The 20,170-nt window shown below is 49.6% G+C and carries 17 protein-coding genes; 5 read left to right on the top strand and 12 right to left on the bottom strand.

Annotated features, from left to right (window positions below; all coding sequences use genetic code 11):
- Positions 1 to 12 precede the first annotated feature (12 nt).
- Complete coding sequence (locus GX441_02335) at positions 13 to 822, top strand: hypothetical protein (protein ID NLI97481.1); 810 nt, start codon at positions 13 to 15, stop codon at positions 820 to 822.
- Positions 823 to 903: 81 nt separating this feature from the next.
- Here the strand turns inward: GX441_02335 and GX441_02330 are convergent, their stop codons facing one another.
- The 3 genes from GX441_02330 to GX441_02320 all read right to left on the bottom strand — a co-directional run bounded on the left by GX441_02330 (position 904) and on the right by GX441_02320 (position 4,512).
- Positions 904 to 2,331 (bottom strand): right-handed parallel beta-helix repeat-containing protein, encoded by a 1,428-nt coding sequence (locus GX441_02330; protein ID NLI97480.1) that lies wholly within the window; start codon positions 2,329 to 2,331, stop codon positions 904 to 906.
- 118 nt (positions 2,332 to 2,449) lie between these two features.
- Entirely contained in the window at positions 2,450 to 3,262 is an 813-nt protein-coding gene (locus GX441_02325) for a CPBP family intramembrane metalloprotease (protein ID NLI97479.1), read from the bottom strand.
- An 80-nt stretch (positions 3,263 to 3,342) separates the two neighbouring features.
- On the bottom strand, positions 3,343 to 4,512 hold the full coding sequence (locus GX441_02320) for a hypothetical protein (protein NLI97478.1): 1,170 nt from the start codon (positions 4,510 to 4,512) through the stop codon (positions 3,343 to 3,345).
- Positions 4,513 to 4,695: 183 nt separating this feature from the next.
- Here GX441_02320 and sppA point away from each other — a divergent pair, with 183 nt between their 5' ends.
- Entirely contained in the window at positions 4,696 to 7,038 is a 2,343-nt protein-coding gene (gene sppA, locus GX441_02315; GenBank protein ID NLI97477.1) for a signal peptide peptidase SppA, read from the top strand.
- 55 nt (positions 7,039 to 7,093) lie between these two features.
- On the opposite strand, the gene GX441_02310 is transcribed toward sppA, so the two are convergent.
- From GX441_02310 to GX441_02275, 8 genes are all read right to left on the bottom strand, one after another.
- Positions 7,094 to 8,203: a hypothetical protein gene (locus tag GX441_02310; GenBank protein ID NLI97476.1), complete on the bottom strand. Its 1,110-nt coding sequence runs from the start codon at positions 8,201 to 8,203 to the stop codon at positions 7,094 to 7,096.
- Positions 8,200 to 9,369 carry a hypothetical protein gene (locus GX441_02305; protein NLI97475.1) on the bottom strand — a complete coding sequence of 390 codons (1,170 nt, stop codon included), beginning with the start codon at positions 9,367 to 9,369 and terminating at the stop codon, positions 8,200 to 8,202. Before GX441_02305 ends, GX441_02310 begins: the two co-directional genes overlap by 4 nt.
- A gap of 11 nt (positions 9,370 to 9,380) precedes the next feature.
- Positions 9,381 to 10,427, bottom strand: a complete 1,047-nt coding sequence (locus GX441_02300) for a T9SS type A sorting domain-containing protein (GenBank protein ID NLI97474.1) — start codon at positions 10,425 to 10,427, stop codon at positions 9,381 to 9,383.
- A gap of 488 nt (positions 10,428 to 10,915) precedes the next feature.
- A complete protein-coding gene (locus tag GX441_02295; protein ID NLI97473.1) occupies positions 10,916 to 11,872 on the bottom strand; it encodes an AraC family transcriptional regulator in 957 nt (318 codons plus the stop codon).
- A 91-nt stretch (positions 11,873 to 11,963) separates the two neighbouring features.
- Positions 11,964 to 12,767 (bottom strand): hypothetical protein, encoded by an 804-nt coding sequence (locus GX441_02290; protein NLI97472.1) that lies wholly within the window; start codon positions 12,765 to 12,767, stop codon positions 11,964 to 11,966.
- Between the two features lie 273 nt (positions 12,768 to 13,040).
- Entirely contained in the window at positions 13,041 to 14,441 is a 1,401-nt protein-coding gene (gltA, locus tag GX441_02285) for an NADPH-dependent glutamate synthase (GenBank protein ID NLI97471.1), read from the bottom strand.
- Complete coding sequence (locus tag GX441_02280) at positions 14,434 to 15,279, bottom strand: sulfide/dihydroorotate dehydrogenase-like FAD/NAD-binding protein (GenBank protein ID NLI97470.1); 846 nt, start codon at positions 15,277 to 15,279, stop codon at positions 14,434 to 14,436. The genes gltA and GX441_02280 overlap by 8 nt, the downstream gene beginning before the upstream one ends.
- A gap of 131 nt (positions 15,280 to 15,410) precedes the next feature.
- The gene (locus tag GX441_02275; GenBank protein ID NLI97469.1) at positions 15,411 to 16,037 is read right to left on the bottom strand and encodes a hypothetical protein; all 627 of its coding nucleotides are present in this window, start codon (positions 16,035 to 16,037) and stop codon (positions 15,411 to 15,413) included.
- A 478-nt stretch (positions 16,038 to 16,515) separates the two neighbouring features.
- On the opposite strand from GX441_02275, the gene GX441_02270 reads away from it, so the two are divergent.
- From GX441_02270 to lspA, 3 genes are all read left to right on the top strand, one after another.
- Positions 16,516 to 17,514, top strand: coding sequence for an aspartate-semialdehyde dehydrogenase (locus GX441_02270; GenBank protein ID NLI97468.1), 999 nt, complete (start codon positions 16,516 to 16,518; stop codon positions 17,512 to 17,514).
- Positions 17,515 to 17,883: 369 nt separating this feature from the next.
- The gene (locus GX441_02265; GenBank protein NLI97467.1) at positions 17,884 to 18,813 is read left to right on the top strand and encodes a peptidoglycan DD-metalloendopeptidase family protein; all 930 of its coding nucleotides are present in this window, start codon (positions 17,884 to 17,886) and stop codon (positions 18,811 to 18,813) included.
- Between the two features lie 45 nt (positions 18,814 to 18,858).
- The gene (gene lspA, locus GX441_02260) at positions 18,859 to 19,473 is read left to right on the top strand and encodes a signal peptidase II (GenBank protein NLI97466.1); all 615 of its coding nucleotides are present in this window, start codon (positions 18,859 to 18,861) and stop codon (positions 19,471 to 19,473) included.
- Positions 19,474 to 19,632: 159 nt separating this feature from the next.
- Here the strand turns inward: lspA and GX441_02255 are convergent.
- Positions 19,633 to 20,170, bottom strand: a 538-nt coding sequence (locus GX441_02255) for a LemA family protein (protein ID NLI97465.1), incomplete at its 5' end; no start/stop codon positions are given.

Raw genomic sequence — 20,170 nt, 5'->3', positions numbered from 1 at the left:
CTAGCAAGCGTTATGGCTAGCGGTATTGAAGCTCCAGAAAGAAGAAACTTTGAGGCCAAAGTCATCGAAATTACGCCTTCCGGGACCTTAACGACAGAGGAGCTGATTGAAGAGTTTCCCGGGGTGGAAAGTTTTGACGGAAAGAGCTTGGCGATAGAGCCCATGACAAGGCTAACGGCTGCGGAACTTTCTAAAACCGGTATCTCCGCCGATGACTATGTCGAGGCTAACCCTGCGCTAAGAGTACAAGACATTAACCGGGATGCGGTAGGACCGATATTGATGAAAATCGCTGACGACTGCGAGTGCTGGACAATGTACAATAAAAGCGCCTGTGCAATCCAGACCTTCAAGATTTGTAACAGAAAAATCAAAGTCAAAACCTACTCAGCCGACTATGCGCCTGACGCGGTATACTCCGAAACAAGCGATGCCTTAGGCGGCAAATACGCGACTTGTTTCGCTCACAACGGCAGAGACAACGACTTCTGTTTGATAAAGTATAACCCGCAAGGCGATATGGAATGGATCAAGATTTACGACTCCGGCAGCGCTGATATCCCCTTTTCAACAGGTGTTGATAAAGAGGGCAATATTTACGTTGCGGGATTCGCTTACAAAACCGACAGTACAAGCGACGTAAGGACAATAAAATACAACCCAGACGGTGAGATTCTCTGGAACAAGATATACGACTCCGGCGGCAACGACACACCGAACAATATATCTTTCGACGAACAGGGCAGAGTAGTCATCGATTGCTATTCGGATGACAAGGGGTTTCATGTCATCAAATATGACGCCGACGGCAACTTAAAGTAGCAGCTTCTGCACCAGCAGGCAGGGGTGAGCGGATAGCAGGGGTTAAAGGAAAGTGTTATAGAAACCATCTCCGGCCGGATTCTATCTCTCGTAGCAGCCTATATCGATGCGGCCTCCCTGCGGTCTTTGTTTTGCGTCAAGATCGATGGTGAGGGTTATGGTCGAATCGCCTGCGTCTATTGCAGGGCTTGAAGCTTTGAGGTGGTAGTCGCCTTCAGAACCCCAGGCGGTGGCTGTAAAGAGGGGGTCTGCGTAAAGATTTCCCTCGCCGAGGCCGGCGACGTCGGAATGATCGTACGTATCATCGCCGTGTTCCAGGATAATGTCCTGCTGCGGGAACCAGAAAAGGTTGTAGTTAATATCCGGATTCACCTTCGGGGCAAGCCATATCGGAGAGTTCGGACCGCGCGAAGAAAAGATGCAGTTCGTAATCACAAGATTGATGGGCACGTTCCTGAACTCCTCTGAGTACTGAACGTACATGATGTAGTTTTCGCCCAGTGAGTCGTCAACGGTCAGGTTGGTGAGCGCAATGCAAGCGTCCTCCTTTGTTGTTTCGATGACTATTGCCGCCCATGTGGTGGGCTCCGAGCTGCCGTCTCCCCTGCCGTAAATAAGGGTATTTTCTACTTTGGACGAATCGCCCCAGAGCTTTACCCCGTCGCATGAGTTGTTGGCGACAACGCATTCATGAATCCATGTCCGCGCTGCCTTCGAGTCGAGACCGTCCCCGTAGTTGTGCGTGGACGCGGTGTTTTTTATCTCTATGGGGCCGACTGACGCCTCTATGCCGAAGCCGTCCGGACGGTCGTAGGGGCGGTTTGCGCCGTCCTTTCCCTGATAGTAATGGCCGGCATAGGACAGTTCGCATCCGTCTATTTTAACGTTCTTGAGTCCGCCGTGCTGACCCGCAGGTCCGCCTATCGAGCCGAATCCGCAGTAGCTTATGACGCAGTCGGTGATCTCGAGTCCGTCAGCGTCGGCAGCGTTTATTCCGAATTCGTCTATGTGGTGGATGTAGAGATTCTTGAAGACTACGTTTTCCAGGAGCCCGTCGATGGCCGTGACAGCGTCCCTGAAATCCTTGCCGTTGTCCGAGGTTATCTCGAGGTTTTCTATGCGGAGGTGGGAAGCCGCACCTATTTCTATAGCCGAGGCAAGGTTCTTGCTCCCTGCAAGCACAGGTCTTCCGGAACCGGCCTTGGGGAGAATGACAAGCGTATCTCCCGGTTCGAGCTTTGATGCGCCGTAAGCGGGTGTTGCCCAGGGCGAGTCTTTTGAACCCGAGTTGGCATCGTCTCCTGCGGGCGAGACGTAGTAGGTTCCGTTTACGTCTCCGCCGATTATTGTAACCCAGGCATCTGCGGTTCCGGACGGCGGCCTGATGATATCCTTTTCGTAATCGGAGAGGTAGTAATCGTACTCCTCCTTATCCTGCGAACAGCCGGCAAGCGGCAGGAAAAACGTTAAGGAAACCGCTAACAAGAAAGGCTTGAGAAAGTTATTCATTGCATCTCCTTTGGTCAAGCGATTGTACGTCTCTTGTTCCATGTGTCAACTATGTTATAGAGCGTCATATCGACAGGAGATCGGCTGACGTAGCAAGGGAAGGGGGTGGCAACGCAGATTAGCCTGTAAAGCCGCCGTTTCTTATGATAACGAGCAAATCGCCCGTAAAGGCAACACCCCAGTGGAGGAAGACGGACGGCAGAAAGCTCCGCGACCGATAGGCGACCCATCCGAGCGCGATGGCGGCAATAAAGGAGCCGTAAGCCTCGAGTTCGGGTTTGCCTATGTGGAGTATAGCGAACGGTATAGCTGAAGCGACTATAGCCCAGCGGCCGGTCATGTCCTCAAGACCGAACAACAGGAATCCCCGGTTGAGAAACTCCCAGCCGAACATGTGCAGAAGATGTATGGATTCCCATACAAGAAAGATAACGAGGCTTTTAGATGCCATCTTGAACAATGGATACATTCTCAGGAAAGGCTTCTGGATATCGGCAAGAAAGGGAAGAGGAACTACGAGGATAATGACCACAACAAGCATTATGGAATAAAAAACGAGCGTATCCCTCCAGCCCACCCAGCGTCCGAGACGGAACCCGTAATCGGCGAACGTGCGCCTTGGAAACGCCTTTTTTACGCCGGGGATAAACAATGAGAGAAGGAAGATGACAAGGATGGTCAACAGCGGCAGAAGCATGTACCACAGACCGTCAATCGCAAGTATCTCGGCAATTCTAGCCTCAGGGAAAAGGTTGAATCTGAAAAGGTCGCGGTGATAGCGTGGAAATATCATCACGAAGCTGTATACGGCAGAAATGACAAGCGGTCCTGCTGGATTCAGGAGCTTTTTCAGCTCCGCCCAGTAGTAGCTGATAAATTTTTTCGATTCCTTTTGTTGAGCGGACTGATTATCTTCGTGCTCTTTCTTCATAGCTTTACACTCCAATAAAAAGGTCCCCTTTTATCAAAGGGGACCTCGTGTTGGATTAAACACTTTTGTAAGACTGCCTTTTAGAAGAACCTGTAACTCAATGTGCTTGAAAACTCTGCGGATAGACCTTGGGCGAGGGTCGATTGCGTAAGCGTGATGCTGTTGGACATTATAAGCCTGTCCACAAGAACGAAAGCGACGGTGCCGTTTATCTGGTTCTGCAGAACGAGCGTGTAATTGCCTGTATTATCGAGCGTGACCCTGTCCGCCTTGAGCTGATAGGTTCCTATGAGATCGACAGAGTTCATTTCATAGGATGCCGACACAAGTAGGCTGCCGTGTATCTCGTTTCCGAACTTCCCGCCCGTGAACGGGAGACGAAGATTCGACTTCTCGATGAGCTGGCTCCTGAGCCCCAATGGCCTGGAATAGTCAAAGGAGACGCTCGCGAAAGCGGCGCGGCCTGCGTCGGTATAAGCGGGCAGAAGATCGTAGCCCACTCCGAGATTCGCCTCGTATCCGTAATACCTCGGAGACATATATTCTTCCATAATGTCTTTGACTATCAGGGATCCGGCGCTGCCTAGTTCGGAGTTCTTCAGGTAGTTCGACTCCTTGAGTATCCTTTCAAGCGCGCTGTAGTACTCCTTCTCCCAGTAATAGTACTTTTCTTTGTAGGTTTTTATGGCCTCGGAGGAAAGTTCTCCTGCGAATTTGAGAAGGGTTCCCGTGGGCATGCTGTCTACAAGCACACCCTGCTTCAGCATCTCTTCTTCTATGCGCAGAGCGCGGAGAAGAGGAGTCGAATTAACGAATCTTCCGTACCCAATGCCTATCGTTGCCCTGGTCGCCGGAAGGTCATATGCGGTGGTTATATCGCCGTCCAGCTTTCCGAAGGCCAACAGGTTCATGCCTGATATGATATATCTGTTGTATTTGGCCTGCCATTGAACTTGGTAGTTTATCTGCTTCGTTGAGTCGGTTGAAGCTGTATCCTTCGGAAGGAAATTGCCGTAGAGATTGCCGAAAAGGTTGAGGTCATAACTCCACGGAATATCCGCCTGGAAACGCTCGAAGTTCAAAGAAAAATTCCCGAAATGGGAGACAACAGACCCGTCAATCATTCCAAAGTGGTAATTTACTCCTGTCGATAAAACCTGCCCGCTTGTCTTCGGAACCTTGTACTCAGTAAGATCAATGCCGAAAAGCAAAACAGGAATTGATGCAAGAATACCAACGATATTTTTCATGGTTCCTCCAAGGTAGTTGGTGTGGCAATTATACCTATTAACCACAGGCTGTCAACTTTATTGAGAATCATTTGAAATATCGTTGTAAGGTTTTAGAGAGAAGGAACTTAGCTTGAAATGAAACTTAGATAGTTTCTTCGTCGTCTTTGTGTTATACAAACAGAAAAAACCATTGGAGGCTAGATGTTGACAATTTTATCGATGATTGCCTTGTTTTCGGGCTTTACAGGAGAATCAGTCAGTTTTGCGGAGCGTGCAGACGCCATCTGGTCAAATCCGGCCGGACGGGCTATGCATTATATGGGCTCTGAGCTTCGCGCCTTGGGGCTTTATCAGGACGGAAATCTCGATTTCGGCGTCGATTTGAGCGCCGGAATCTTCGGTTTGGGATACCGCTCAGGAGACTCGACAGGAACATTTACTGCAGGTCTAGGTCTTCCACTTGGAAAGAGGTTAAGGCTCGGCGCCGCGTATTTCCTCGGTGAACAGAGATTCTGGCGATTCGGTCTTCAGGCGAATCCTTTTAACTGGATGGCGCTGGGAGGAACGCTTGAAACGGGAGACACGCTTGGAGCAACCGTAGGACTCGGATTCAGACCGTTCACTGACAGGGTCACGGTCTTTTCGGATCTTTCCTACAAGGCGGGATTAAGGGATTTGAAGGCCGGCATAGGCGTTGAGCCGGTTTCGGGCGTTCTCTTGTATGCAAGCTATACCCAGCCGTTCGATGCAACGGTAGATCCTCGATGGGGAGGAGGGGTCGAGCTTTCCTTCGGTAACGTTAAGCTGAGAGGATTCGGCCTCTCATATGCCCAGAATCAGCTAGGCGCAGGCATAGATTTGAGCTTCTCCTTCCCCAAGTACCCGGGCATCAAGTTCACGAAGCCCGGACCGGAGATAGTGGAATGGACTCCCCAGGGTCGTTCCGAAGAACCTCAGGCCAAGGGCTTCTCTCTCGCAGAGATTGACTTTTCAATGAAGAAAACAAAGACTTTCTATGATCTGCTCTGTGAGATAAGAGAACTTGGAGACCGCAAGAACATAAAGGGGCTCCTTCTCGATTTCAGGGAGGCCAACATCTCGCTGTACCAGATGGAGGAGGTCCGAAAAGAACTCAAGGGTCTCAAGGAGAAGGGACTCAAGATAATAGCCTTCTCCGAGGGATACTCCATCGGAAGCTACTATCTTGCCTCGATTGCAGACAAGATTATCCTTGTTCCGACGGGTGAAATCGGGCTTACCGGTCTTTATTCGACCAAGCTCACCATCAAGGGAACCCTCAATAAACTGGGCATAGAGCCCGAGTTTTACAGGGTAGGCGAATACAAAGCGGCATACGAATTGTTCGAGAATTCTGAAGCCTCAAAGGAGGACAGGGAACAGACAAAGGCATACCTTGCAAGTATCTACGACGAGGTGCTGGGCGCTATCGAACGTGACCGCGGCATCGCGCGCGCGGATTTTGAATCCTACATGAACGAGCGAATATTCATTACCGCGGATACGGCATATGCGCTTGGTCTTGTGGACACTTGCTGCTACGCACTCGAACTCGACAGCCTGCTAAAGCTCGAATTCGGTTCAAGGGTCGAGCGCTCGAAGTTCTCAAAGCTGTCCGATGAGCCAAAAGAAGTCCCTAGGGCATGGGTGGACGAGGACAAAGGAGAACAAACGATTGGTCTTTCCGAAATCGCCCTCGTGATTGCCGAGGGCGACATCGTCACAGGCAAGTCGAGCACTAACCCGGTCCCCATACCGCTACTCGGAGGCAAACAGATGGGGTCAACCACGATTGCGGAGCTTCTGCAAAAGATCAAAGACGATAAAAAAGCAAAGGCGGTCGTATTCAGGATAAACTCCGGCGGCGGCTCAGCGCTAGCTTCAGAGATAATCAACAGGGCGCTCACCGAACTTGCTTCGGTCAAACCGGTGATAGTATCGATGGGCGGCGTGGCAGGTTCGGGCGGATACTACATAGCCGCGCCCGGCGCGAAGATATTCGCAGATGCGACCACGGTGACCGGTTCTATAGGCATCCTTGGCGGAAAATTCGTCTCCAAAGGCCTCTACGATAAACTCGGGATAAACATGGAAGCCGTAAAACTGTATCCCCACTCCGACATGTTCTCGGATTTGAGACCCTTCGACGAAAAGGAATCAGAACTTATGCAGAAACTGATGGACCAGGGCTACAGCGAATTCGTCAGCCGGGTCGCCGAGGGCCGCAAGATGACATTTGAACAGGTGGACTCCGTGGCGCGCGGACGGATATGGTCCGGAACGGATGGAGTTATTGTCGGTCTTGTCGACAAGGTCGGCGGTCTCATGGACGCGCTAGCCGAGGCCCGGAAAATGGCGAAGCTTCCTGAAAACTGCAAGGTCGCCGTATATCCAAAACCGAAGCCTATGTTCGATCTCGAGAAGGCGATGGATGGCGCCCTCATCGACCTCGGGGACCTTCCCTCGTGGCTTGATGAAAACATCCTCTACCTTATGCCGTACCGCATAGAAGTACCCGTGGATTAAGCGCTTTTGAAAATTGAGCAGAGGGCCGCAATGCGGCCCTCTGCTTTTCAAAGATTCAATGGATTACGACAAAACTGCCTGAAAACGCGCGGGAAGGGGTGATGATTCTGCAAAAGTAAACGCCGCTTCCTGCATTAGAGATATCGAGTATTACGCGGCATTCCCCGGCTTCGCGGACGACTTCGAAAGGAAACATGCACCTTCTGCCCGATGCATCGAATATCTGAGGGTAGACACTTTCTCTTTTCGGGAGGGCAAAACGAATAATCAAGGAATTACGGGAAATGGTTCGATGTTCTAGGGTCGCCGGATGCCCCGGGGATAGAGGTTTCTCGTCTATCGATTGATGGGGAGGGAGCGGGTGAGCGACGAAGAAATCCCACATCTCATCGTTTGCCGATATCTTGTAGGCATTAGTATCCTGAGGCCATCCGTGATCGGCGTTATCGGTTGACCAGAGAATAATTTCCATATCGTTCTCTTGATTGGACCATCTCTGGCGCAAGGCTCCGGTGGGGCCGTAAAAGCTGTCTGGTCCTGTTTCGCATCCGTTTACTCCAGCCCAGCTTGAAACCATATCCTCTACAGGCGCATAATACTCGTCTCCGTAATAAGGTAGGACCGGGTCGTTGCGGGCATGGAAATGCATGGTAGATATCGCACGCTCTAGCTTGAACTCCGACCAGTCCGTTATCATGAGTCCTCCTGAAACGAATGCGGCTGCCGCAATCCTCGATGATAAATTGCATGCAAGAACGTGAGCCATAAAAGCGCCGTTCGAATAACCGGCAGCGAATATCCTTAGCGTGTCGATGGAGTAATCCGCTATGAGGGAGTCCATGAGGTTGGATATGAAACCTAAATCGATGTCCATTTTCCAGCTGGGCGGAAACCCATAGGCGTCAGGATAAACCACAATGAATCCCTCGGCGTCGGACTTCGCGTTCATTCCTGAGGCCGAAGCCTGGTAGTGCCCGGATCCACCGTAGAAATGCATATTGATAACGAGCGGCACAGCCGTGATGCCGTCGTACTGCGGTGGCGTATGTAGGTAATATGTCCTGTTGGTGTCCATGTAGAAGATGCTTCCGTCTATGTCTTCCGCCCGCGCAATGATACAGCCGAGCAGAACGAGGAGAGCGGACAGACACTTCTTAACGTTCATCTTAGTATCTTTACGGTCTGAGTCGCCGTCGAGTTCGGCGTTTCCATCCTGAGGAGGTAAACACCGGTAGGCAACCCCCAAGATGGGTAAGAGACTTCATGCTCGCCAGCGTCGAGAGTTCCGTCGAGCAAGGTTGGAAGAGCTCTGCCGGAAACATCGTAAAGCTTTATGACTACCCTGCCCGGACAGTCAAGGCTGAAGTTTACGGTGATAACGTCCTGGGAGATGAGGCCAGCGGGTGAATCAAGATATACATGAGGATTAACTTGTTCTGTTATTCCGGGTTCCGGTTCTTCTACAGGAATCGGGTGCGCCTTGAAAAACTCCCACATCTCGTCGTTGGCCGAAAGTTCCTGCGTCCCCGTTGGAGAGCCAGGCCAGGTATGACCGTTTCCCTGCTCAAGAGTCCAGAAAACGACCTCGCAGCTGTCGTCCGCTCTCGTCCATCTCTGGCGCAATGCTCCCTCCGCGTTATAAAAAGTATCAGGACCTATATTGCATCCGTTAGTCTGCGCCCAGTGCCTCATTACGGAATCTATTGCAGGAGCATACTTCTTGGTAGGATCGCCATAATAAGGCACGTTTGCGTCGTAGCGGTGGTGAAAGTGCATTACAGGTATGAGTCGCTTCGGCTCGCATGAATTCCAGTCGTCAAGAGTAAGTCCGCCCTCAACAGGAGCCACGGCTGCTATTCTCTCGGATAGTTCGCAGGCAAGACGGTGACACATCATGGCGCCGATTGAGAATCCTGTGGCGTATATTCTCAAGGTATCGACTTTGTAGTTCGACTTAAGTGTATCCAGCAGTGCCGAGATGAATCCTACATCGTCAACCCCGCTATGAGTCCATTCGCCGGCATTCCAGCCGAAATAACCTACGGGAAGCATTGTTCCATTGGGGTAGAGGACAAAGAATCCCTCTGAATCTGCCTTTGTGTTCATGCCGGTCATCGTCTCTTGCTGCTGGGGGGTTCCGTTGCCTCCGTGGATGTTTATCAAGAGAGGTAATGAATCATCTTCGTTATACTGAGGCGGAATATGAAGCACATAATTCCTGTAGACTTCATCGAACTCGAATCCGCCGTCTATGTCCACGCCTGAGGCATTCACTGCAGCTATCAATATGAAGGTGATTGTTATTGCACTCAAGGACAAGTCTCTAATCATTCGATCCTCCTTTATTTGACCACTATTATTTTTTTTGTTTGAGTTCCCTGCAGGGTTGATAACCTGTAAAAGTATACCCCGCTTCTTATGTTTTCTGAAACGAAATTCAACTTGTGTTCGCCTTTATCTACGATACCTTCAAGAGCAACGGCAACTCTCCTGCCTAAGGCGTCAAAGATATCGATGCGGACGTATCCCGGCTCGGGCAGTGAGAATCGGATGGCGGCCGATTTGCCAGTCAAGTAAGGATTATTTGGATCGAGTTCCACAAGGGGATAATCAGTCACTTCTGGCCGTGCCTCTTCCACGCCAGGTTTCCAGTCCGTAAGCGGGTGAGTCTTGAAGAATTCCCACATGAGGTCGTTTGCTGAGAGTTTATGCGGCGAAGAATCCGTAGGCCACATATGATCGCCCTCATCGGTCGTCCACAGCGCCAACTCGCACGTCGAGTCCGGCCTCGACCATGTCTGCCTTAAGGCCCCTTGTTCATTGTAGAACGTATCAGGACCAATGTCGCATTCAAGGCGGTTGGCCCAGTCGGCCATAGTGTTCTCGACGCCTTTCAGGTATTCTCCGTCGCCGGCGTAGGGAACAAGCTGGTCGTCCCGGGCATTAAAGCTTATTATGGATAAAGGCTTATCTGGATAGCAACCAGACCAGTCATAGGTTAGCATCGTACCGGCGACAGGGGCAAATGCTGCAATCCTTCCGGAAAGCTTGCACGCCATCCAGTAAGACATGAGAGCTCCGGCTGAGTACCCGGTCATGTAGATTCTCGTGCTGTCCACGGCATAACGGCTGCATACAGTATCTATAAGCTCTCTGACGAAGAGCGAGTCGTAATCATTCCAGCCCGCAGGCGAACCAAGTCCATCAGGGTAGACAACTATGAAATTCTCAGCATCCGCCTTGCCGCTCATGCCTGTGACCGCAGCTTGAGCTTCGCCTGTTCCTCCGTAAAAATGGAGATTCAGAACGAGGGACAGACCTTCTTGACCATCGTATCCTGGTGGCGTATGCAAAAGATAAGTCCTTAGCTTTCCATCAGAAGTCATCATGCTTTCCTTATAATCCCCTGGCAGAGCACGGACAAGTACAGGTAAAAGGAACAAGGACAAAACCATAAGCAGGTACGGCCGTTTGGATTTATATTCTTGTGAGTAATACATCCTATCTCCCTGATTAACTTTTGCCAATTTGTTAGCCGCGGGGATCCAGTATCCTTCGCGACCCTGAAAACCACTTAAATAGTATATGTTTGTAAAACGGTATGTCAAGAGGGGGAAAGCGGCTCTATCCTCAGGAAATTAATGTTCATGTTTGACAACTTAAAGCTCTATCATCTAACTCTATTATTTGATTACTTTAATGCTTCGAGTTTGAGTGCAGTACTGTGATGAGAGACGGCAGAAGTAAATCCCTTGAGAAAGATTCTAGGTATTATCGTGTTGACCGGCCTCGATGATTCCTTACTTGATGACCGCTACTTGTCTAGAGGAAGGGGGACCTGGTGGTCCCCCGATTACCCGATTCTACGAAGTTAATATCAAAGAGGTTTCACAGGTATGCACATCTCGAATACGTGCCTTCCTTTTGGATCAGTCTTGGGGTCGTTCAGGTATATTTCGAGACATGGAGAATCACCTGGCTGGAAACCGGAGTCAGGCATCCACCTGCCGTAGAGGAAATCGTAGGCGGGCTTGATATCCTGTGGTTGGCCCTCGAAGCGCGAAACCGCGTACCTTCCCGCAGGGATGGAGGTCACATTTATTTCTCCATCGGGTTCGGTTCCTTTTGGAACACTTACGCATGCGTCGTAGCGACACTTGTCTTGAGGAGTAACGTCGGGGTCATCGTAAGAGATTCCGATGAACTTGGTCTGAGAACCAATGAGACCGCGTGCACCCGCCCAGCGGCAGACTTTCTCCCAAGCTTCCGCGATTCCGGGTCCACTGTAGCCTTTCATGCACCGCACATAGGCAATATGAATCTCCGGCATTTGTTTTACTTCTACCTTCATCACGTGCTCCTTTCTCATTTTGAGTTTAGTGTGAGGATTATAGGGAGCACTCGGAGATAGGTCTTCTCGCATATTGCTATCGGCTTTTCTTTTCTTGCTTTGCTCATTTCTTATCTTGCGGAATTTTATGCTTTCGCCCTCCCTCCACTCTGTTGCTGATACTCCGAAGCGTTCCTTGAAAGCGCGCGCGAAGTTGGACGAGGAGGAGAACCCGCAGTCAAGGGCAATTTCAGTAACGGAACGGAAGGGGTTGTGTTCGAGCAGGATGGCCGCCCTTTCAAGTCTCAATCTTTTGACATAATCGCTTAAGGTTTCGCCGATCATTGCCCTGAATATTCGATGAAAATGAAAAGAGGAGAATCCGGATACTTTTGATACGACCTCGAGGCTGAGTTCCCTGTCCAGGTTGTGTTCGATGTAATACAGCGTGCGATTCAGTCGGGTGTTGTACTCTCTTTGTTTTTTAACCCATGAGCCTGGCATTCGTAATTATACTCCTTCGGAAAGAGATGGCTTCTCAATTCTTGTTTCCGTCCTCTTAACCGGAGTCCCCGTGAAAACATGGGTCATGTCTTCACGGGGTGGAAAAGAATTCCCACATGAGCTCATTTGAGTTTATCTTCTGAAAAGGTTTTGCACCTCCTGGGAAGGGTATCCCCTTACCACCGGGCCATGTGTGCCCACCCTCGGGTGTCACCCACAGAACGACTTCAATGCCCGTGGAATCGTTATGCCATCTTATTTTGAGCACGTCTCCTTCGAAAGCTGCCGTATCCGGACGAGGACTGCATCCGCATTTTTGAGCCCAAGTTGAAAAAATTATGTAAACCGATGAGTATAAGACGCTGTCCCTTTTGTCCCATTCATATTTGGCGGCATGGTCGTCCCTTGCGTGAAATCCGATGAGCCGGATCCCTTTTCCGGGGTCGAGCGACTCCAATTCCTTTTTTGACAAGAAAGATCCAGCCACGGCGATTGCGGATATACGGCGAGAGAGCGCCGATCCGGCAATCATCGCCATCCGGCTACCGTTTGAAAACCCTACAAGATAGATTCGCGTGGTATCGATATGATAGTTGAAGATAAGGGTATCGATAAGGGTCGAAATGAACCCTACGTCATCGGCATCCCTCTCCCCTTTGGTATTCCAGGCCTTCCTTAATCCCGTGCCCTCGGGGTAGCAGACGATGAAGTACTCCTTCTCCGCAAATGCATTCATATCCGAGCGGTAGGCCTCGAGAGTGGCGCTCTCGGAATACCCGTGAAGGTTTATAACAAGAGGCAAGGGACCTCCCCCGTCGTGCAATTCGGGTTGAAACACCCAGTACGTTCTTCTTTTACCTTCGAATTCGAAGACGCCCTTATCTGCATTATTCATGCATCCTGAGAATAAAGCAAGGAGTACAAAAGATAGTTGGAAAAAGACAATTTGTCTGACTGTATTCATTTACCTTATTTCAACGGACTCTAAAGATCCTGTTTTAAGAACTCAGCTTATCCAAATTTTAAGATACTGACCAGAATTTCCTGTAACCGGTTCTTGCTATTTCGTTCTGCGCTCTTTTTTGCCTGACGGTAAAAAAGAGCAATTTTCGGATTCTGGGGTTCCCCACGGCGTTTCGTCAGAAACGGCGTGGGACAGTGTTACGGGTTACCAGTTTCCGGTCGTCAGGTATTCGTGCATCGAACGGGCTGCTTTGCGTCCGGCGCCCATGGCGAGGATGACGGTAGCGGCTCCGGTGACTATGTCACCGCCAGCCCATACAGCCTTCTTTGTTGTCTTGCCTGTCTCCTCGTCGGCAATGATGTTGCCCCATTTATTGGTGTCGAGCCCTGGCGTAGTTCCGGGAACCAAGGGGTTCGCACCGTTTCCTATCGCGACAACGACGGTATCGATGTCTATCTTGTACTCGGAGCCTTCTACAGGGACCGGACGGCGTCTGCCTGAGGCGTCCGGCTCGCCGAGTTCCATCTTGAGCAGTTCTATCTGTCTGACGCGGCCTGTCTCGTCGCCGATGTAGCGGACAGGGTTCACCAGAAACTGGAATATGACCCCTTCCTCCTCAGCGTTTTCGATTTCCTCGAGACGGGCGGGCAGTTCCTGGCGCGAACGGCGGTAAATGATGTAGGCTTCCTTTGCACCCATTCGGATCGAGGAGCGTACAGCATCCATGGCAACGTTTCCGCCGCCAACGACCGCTACACGATCGCCTACGCGTATGGGCGTGTCGTACTCGGGAAAGAGATAGGCTTTCATGAGATTGATGCGTGTAAGATATTCATTGGCTGAGTAGACGCCTGCAAGGTTCTCGCCGAGGATGTTCATGAACCAGGGAAGACCCGCGCCGAGTCCAAGGTAGCAGGCTTCGAACCCCTGCTCGAAGAGTTCGTCGACCGTGGATGTGCGGCCTACGACGAAGTCGGTGACTATCTCGACGCCAATCTTTGATAGTAGCTCGCACTCGCGGGCGACTATTGATTTCGGCAACCGGAACTCAGGAATGCCGTAGACCAGCACGCCGCCCGGCTTGTGCAGCGCCTCGAAAAGCGTAACTTTATGGCCGAGTTTTGCTAGGTCGGCCGCTACGGTAAGGCCGCCAGGACCCGAACCCACGACCGCAACCTTGCGGCCTGTTGGAGATGCGATATGCGGAATTTCCATCTTGCCCTGCCTTATCTCCCAGTCCGCAACGAAGCGCTCGAGGCGGCCTATTGCGACGGGTTCGAATTTCTTTCCGAGGATGCAGAGCTTTTCGCACTGCTCCTCCTGCGGGCACACGCGTCCGCATACGCCGGGTAGGAGATTGGTTTCGCGGATTTTAGCGAGCGCACCTGCAAAGTCGCCATCTTTTATGAACTTGATGAAGACAGGTATGTCTATCTCAACCGGGCAGCCCTGCACGCAGAACGGCTTCTTGCACTGAATACAGCGCTCAGCCTCGAGCTTTGCGAGCTCTTGAGTGTAGCCCAATGCGACCTCGTTGAAGTTCTTGCGCCGCTCTTCAGGAGTCTGCTTCGGTATATCCTGGCGCGGAATCTTTGTATCAGCCATTTTCACCTCCTGTGGCAGCCTGCCAGCGTTCGTAGGAGATTTTTTCTTCCTCCTTGAACGCGGCCAGACGCTTGAGCATGAGATCGAAGTTGACCTGGTGACCGTCGAACTCCGGACCGTGCACGCAGGCGTAGCGGGTCTCGCCGCCAACCTCGACCCGGCAGACCCCGCACATGCCGGTTGCATCTATCATGATAGCGTTGAGCGACACGAGCGTCTTTACCCCGTAGTGTCTTGTGAGATCGGACACGACCTTCATCATTATGGCAGGACCGACGGCTATAACCTCTGCAATCTTGCGGCCCTTGTCCAGATGCTCCTTGAGTTCGGTCGAAACAAACCCCTCCCGTCCGTATGAGCCGTCGTCCGTTGTGATGTAGACCTCGTCAGCAAAGGAGCGGAACTCCTCCTCGAGGATGACGATATCCTTGGAACGGTAGCCAAGGATCGCAACAACGGTATTGCCTACGGATTTGTGCTTGCGAGCTATCGGAAGCACCTCTGCCGAACCTACCCCGCCTGCGACAACGAATACGTCTCCTTCAAGCTTGTGGATAGGCGTAGGAAGTCCCAGGGGACCTACGACGTCTGAAATCTCGTCGCCGGAGTTGAGCTTGCCCATCTCGAAGGTGGTCTTGCCAAGCTCCTGGACGTAGACGGTTATGGTGCCTTTCTCGGGGTCGGAATCGGCTATGGTTATGGGGATGCGTTCGCCCTTCTCGTGAAGGCGGAACACGACGAACTGGCCCGGCTCGCGCTTTTTCGCGATGAGGGGCGCCTCGATTACGAAGCGGTTAACTACAGGGTTTACTCTTTCACGCTCAACTATACGGAACATAGGCCTCCTTAGCTCAAAGTTTTTGATTATATCATTATGGAGAAATGTGTCAATCGGAAATATCTATTAGAAAGGTAAACGAGCTTATCTATTTTTGCGTTTTCATTCGCCTTGTAAGACTCTATACTTCTTTATTGTAAAATAGGATTTGACAATTTTTTTCCTTCAAAGAATTCTACTTTAAGCTGGACTAGCCAGCATATATATACCCAATTCACCCTATTGATTTTATCTACGTATTCAAAAATTGAATGAAGATAAAATTCTTTTCTTGTACCCAACGCCCCTTCGTTAGGATTTATTCCCATGAATTGCAGCTTCACTTTCGGAGGTATATTGACAATTACGAAACCCTCTTCAACGGTATATATGGGTCCAAAATGGTCTAGGTATTCTACTGTCTTTTCCCTTGAATACCATTGTTCTTCATTGATATCGACGTAAGGCGAGTACAACCATAACATTCTTCTAAGAAAAATAAATGAGCTCGAAGGTTCTTTAAAATGAAATATAACCTTGAGGCCTTCATCAATGATGTCTAAGTCTTTACAGCACACTTTAATATACTCTCTATATTCTGTTTTCCTCTGACTCTGCATTTCCTGAAGCATATTTAAATTCGTTTTCTGCTGATCACGCATGACCCTGAGATTTCTTGCCAAGAAAAATAAAGCTAACAAAGCACCAACACCCCCCAAAAGACCTCCTATCGCACCAATCAATGGAGCTGCTTCATATAACCAGAAAATAAAACTCATTTTAAACTATAATTTAGAACCCAATAATGTCAAGAGTACCACACCGCTATAACAGTGGAGGACAGAAGCTAACTACAATCTCAGATATTGAGGTTTTATTATGAGATTGCTTCGTCTTCCAGAGGAATCCTCGCAACGACGGTTTTGAACGCTTATCCCAGAAAGTCTGTCATTGCGAGGTTGCATTGTGCAACCGACGCAATCTATTCACGAAGTAAATGTTCCTTTAAGAATATTCATCCAACTCTCCCCCCCACCCAACCTCCCCCACAAGGGGGGAGGGAAACATCCTGAGCTTCAAAAACTCCTCCCTCCCCTTGTGGGAGGGATTGAGGGAGGGGGGTGCGGGCGGGCATGCAATGACGCTGAAGGTCAAAGGTGGATGTTCGAGAAGGTTGGGGCCCCCAAAAAGTCGCCCGGCGACTTTTGTGGGGCAGTGTTTACTTGACGGGAAGTACATCGTCATATAGAATACATCATGAGAGTTGGAATAATCGGCGCAACAGGCCTCGTGGGCCGTACGACATTGAAGATTCTTGAGGAGCGCGGATTTCCGGTGTCTGAGCTCACTTTGTATGCCTCGGAACGCAGTGTTGGCGAGAGAATCGAATTTAATGGTAAGGAGTACGAGGTTCGAGCGATTCACGACAACTGGGACCTTGTGGCGGATGTTTTCTTCGCATCGGTATCGGACGATATGACAAGGCCGATACTTGAGAACTACAAGGGCGAGGCGTGGATTATCGATAAATCCAAGGTTTTCAGGATGGACCCCGAGGTCCCCCTGGTGGTGCCGGAGGTAAACGCGGACGCGCTCAAGAAGGTCACGAGAAGAATAGTGGCGAATCCGAACTGCACGACGATACCGTTCGTTATGGCGATGGCGGCAGTCAGGAAGGTGGCGAATCCCTCAAGGACTATGGTTACGAGCCTGCAGTCGGTTTCAGGCGCAGGCAAGGACGCGCTTGCGGAGTTGAGATTACAGAGAGAGTACGCGGCGGCAGGCGAAGAGATCCCCGAAGACGCGAAAAAGGTGTTTCCGAAGACAATTGCCGCGAACGTAGACCCTCAGATAGGCGCGATGAAGGACTCGGACGAGACGAGCGAGGAGGCAAAACTCAGGCAGGAGAGCCGCAAGATACTTGGAGATGATAAGCTGAAGGTTTATGGAACTTGCGTCCGCGTGCCTGTAGAGGTGGGACACTCGTTATCTGTAACATGCATGTTTGAAACCGAAGTGGGGATTGACGAAATAAGAGAATCGCTTTCAAGCTTTGCAGGGATAAAAATAAGCGGGGGTAAGGAGTACGTTACCCCGATTGAAGCAGCCGGCAAGGATGAGGTTTTTTGTTCCAGATTGAGATATGATGTTGAAGATAAGCGAATTATACATTTCTGGCTCGTTTCGGACAATCTAAGAAAAGGTGCTGCACTGAATGCGGTTCAAATTGCAGAAAGCCTATTCCAACTACCTTAAGATACATAAAAAAGAGACTTAATTAAAGAACCCGTATTGTTGCAAGACGACAAAAAGCTTAATTTTTGATTTAGCTTAAAAACTATACTCAATATACCTGAATATACTTTACATATAATGTTATTTTAATGCATATCAGATAATTAATATATTAGATTATAACATATAGCTTCTTATAATTTGGATATAGATTATTCTAAACACTACTTATAATTACTTAATAATTATGGTTTTTTGTATGCAGTACAACTTAGAATTTATTGTTATATCCTACATTGAATTAACGTGAATTCAAGTTAAATATATTTATACATGTCAAAATTTCGCTTTACCTCTTGACAAGAAATCTCAACTAAGTATACTTTTTACATGCTAAGGCGTGTCAACCTGCTCATTGATTATGGCTCTCAAGATAAGATTGTGCGGCTTTCGCTTTCGCCGTGGTTGCTGTGGGTAGTAATCCCCGCTTTCGTATTGTTCATCGGCAGCGCTGTATATTCCATAATCTCTAGGGCAAAAATAGAAGTTGACCGCCAGGCGCTTGCGCAATTACGCAGAGAAAACAAGCTTTTAGAAAAGCAATACAACGACCTTAAAAACCAGATCGATTCCCTCAACACAACCCTTGCGCTTATCGGTTATCACGACCTTCAGCTTCGCGTTCAGAGCAACATGGAAGTTCTTCCTGAAGACGTACGCAAGCTAGGCATAGGCGGCGCCGAAAAGCAGGATCCGCAGATTTCGGCGCTAAGGGAGATGCGCAGCGCGAAGTATAAGAACGTAGCGGATATATCAGAAGCGGTAGACGAACTGCTTCGCAAAGCCAAATATCAACGAGAAAGCTTTGACAGCATAGAAACGTGCCTTAAGAACAATGAAACTTTGCGCGATCATACTCCATCGATTCAGCCCTGCAAGGGATGGGAGTGCAGCGGATTCGGCTACAGGATAGACCCGTTCACAAGAATGGTCAGGATGCATAACGGTATTGATATTTCCAATGCGCCTGGAACCCCAATACTTGCTGTGGCAAACGGAACAGTCAAGTATACCGGCGTTCGTTCAGGATACGGACTTTGCGTTGAACTTAGCCACGGCAATGAAATTGAAACCTTCTATGCCCATCTTTCGGGTATATACGTTAAACCCGGACAGCAGGTAACTCGAGGCGAGGTTATTGCCGCAATGGGCGCAAGCGGAAGAACAACCGGCACGCACCTGCATTACGAAGTCCGCGTAGGGGGAACCCCTGTCAATCCATTGAATTACATCATCGATTCTGATCACATCACAGATTAAGATAGTGCCGCATAAAAACCCCGTACAAAAAATGGAGTTCTGAAAATGAAAAGAAACGAAGAATTGAGTCCTGAGCCTTTGACTGAGAAAAAGAATGTGCGGGATAATGATGCCTCCGAAAAAGGAGAAACCGAGGATACCGTAAAACCGCGCAAATGGGCACCCCCAAGACAATGGATAATCGCGCTGGCGATTGCAGTATTTATTGTGGCTATTGACCAGATTTCAAAGTTGATTGTCGTCAGAAACATTCCCTTAAATTCATGGATTACCTTGATAGATCCGATTCTCAAGCTCACATATGCGCAAAATGAAGTCGGCATATTCAGCATCTCCTTCGGCCCAAAATTCATGCACATCCTTCTCCCGCTTATTGCAATGTGTTTCGTCCTATACTTGCTTTCAAAACCCCAGAAAATGTTCGTGACCGTTCTCTTAGGTATGATTCTCGGCGGCGGAATGGGAAACAATCTTATTGATAGATTGAGGCTGGGTTACGTTGTCGACTGGATAAGCATGGGCTTTCCTAAATGGCGCTGGGCAACTTACAATCTGGCCGATCTCTCCGTTGTAGTGGCCGTTATAATCCTTTTGATTGTTGAGTTGTTCTTCAACAAACCCAAGGCTCAGGAAGAAAATAAAGGAACTCTGAACACTTAGTAACTCAGTTACTTCCGACCCAGACAATTCAGCCTTCTAGAAAGTAACCACCTACCTTTTTTGAATTAGAATGAGGTGTTACTCGACAATTATTTCGATGTAAAGGAAGACCGCTCGAAAGCGGCCTTCCTATTCAATCTACTAGAGAGGTTTTCCGGATTAACCTTCGAACAAATCCTTGACGTCAGGATTCTGGCGTTCCCGCTCGCTTGCCTCAAACGATTCACGCGGTTTGAACCCGAATATTCCTGCGATAATGGAGCCCGGAAATACGGCTATAGCCGTGTTGTAGGATTTTACGGACTTATTGTACTCCATCCTTGCGTAGTTGATCCTGTTTTCAGTGCCTTCAAGCTGGGCCTGGAGCTGCAGGAAGTTCTCGTTCGATTTCAGCTCCGGATAAGCCTCTACAACAACCATGAGTCGGGATAAAGCCTGGTTAAGGTCTCCGTTTGCTTTTGAAATCTCTTCCATGGTTCTTGCGTTGTCGAGTCCTGCCCGGGCGCGTGTGACTTCGGTAAGAACGGTTTCTTCCTGCTTGGCATAAGCCTTTACGGTGGCTACGAGATTGGGTATAAGATCGCTGCGGCGCGTGAGCTGGGTTTCGATGTTCGCCCATTTCTCGTCAACGTCCTTGTTAAGCCTGACCATGTTGTTGTAGGAACTGCACAGGCCTCCGCCCAGGAACACGACAACG

It is taken from the genome of bacterium (assembly GCA_012517375.1).
In the GTDB taxonomy this organism is placed as follows: Bacteria; Hydrothermota; Tepidihabitantia; order B3-TA06; family B3-TA06; genus JAAYVC01.
This window is presented reverse-complemented; position numbering and strand designations above follow the sequence as displayed.

Excerpts from the sequence above, each read along its gene's own strand:
- GX441_02335 (NLI97481.1), top strand. The coding sequence starts at position 13 with ATGGCTAGCGGTATTGAAGCTCCAGAAAGAAGAAACTTTGAGGCCAAA.
- GX441_02330 (NLI97480.1), bottom strand. The coding sequence starts at position 2,331 with ATGAATAACTTTCTCAAGCCTTTCTTGTTAGCGGTTTCCTTAACGTTT.
- GX441_02325 (NLI97479.1), bottom strand. The coding sequence starts at position 3,262 with ATGAAGAAAGAGCACGAAGATAATCAGTCCGCTCAACAAAAGGAATCG.
- GX441_02320 (NLI97478.1), bottom strand. The coding sequence starts at position 4,512 with ATGAAAAATATCGTTGGTATTCTTGCATCAATTCCTGTTTTGCTTTTC.
- sppA (NLI97477.1), top strand. The coding sequence starts at position 4,696 with ATGTTGACAATTTTATCGATGATTGCCTTGTTTTCGGGCTTTACAGGA.
- GX441_02310 (NLI97476.1), bottom strand. The coding sequence starts at position 8,203 with ATGAACGTTAAGAAGTGTCTGTCCGCTCTCCTCGTTCTGCTCGGCTGT.
- GX441_02305 (NLI97475.1), bottom strand. The coding sequence starts at position 9,369 with ATGATTAGAGACTTGTCCTTGAGTGCAATAACAATCACCTTCATATTG.
- GX441_02300 (NLI97474.1), bottom strand. The coding sequence starts at position 10,427 with ATGATGACTTCTGATGGAAAGCTAAGGACTTATCTTTTGCATACGCCA.
- GX441_02295 (NLI97473.1), bottom strand. The coding sequence starts at position 11,872 with ATGCCAGGCTCATGGGTTAAAAAACAAAGAGAGTACAACACCCGACTG.
- GX441_02290 (NLI97472.1), bottom strand. The coding sequence starts at position 12,767 with ATGAATAATGCAGATAAGGGCGTCTTCGAATTCGAAGGTAAAAGAAGA.
- gltA (NLI97471.1), bottom strand. The coding sequence starts at position 14,441 with ATGGCTGATACAAAGATTCCGCGCCAGGATATACCGAAGCAGACTCCT.
- GX441_02280 (NLI97470.1), bottom strand. The coding sequence starts at position 15,279 with ATGTTCCGTATAGTTGAGCGTGAAAGAGTAAACCCTGTAGTTAACCGC.
- GX441_02275 (NLI97469.1), bottom strand. The coding sequence starts at position 16,037 with ATGAGTTTTATTTTCTGGTTATATGAAGCAGCTCCATTGATTGGTGCG.
- GX441_02270 (NLI97468.1), top strand. The coding sequence starts at position 16,516 with ATGAGAGTTGGAATAATCGGCGCAACAGGCCTCGTGGGCCGTACGACA.
- GX441_02265 (NLI97467.1), top strand. The coding sequence starts at position 17,884 with ATGCTAAGGCGTGTCAACCTGCTCATTGATTATGGCTCTCAAGATAAG.
- lspA (NLI97466.1), top strand. The coding sequence starts at position 18,859 with ATGAAAAGAAACGAAGAATTGAGTCCTGAGCCTTTGACTGAGAAAAAG.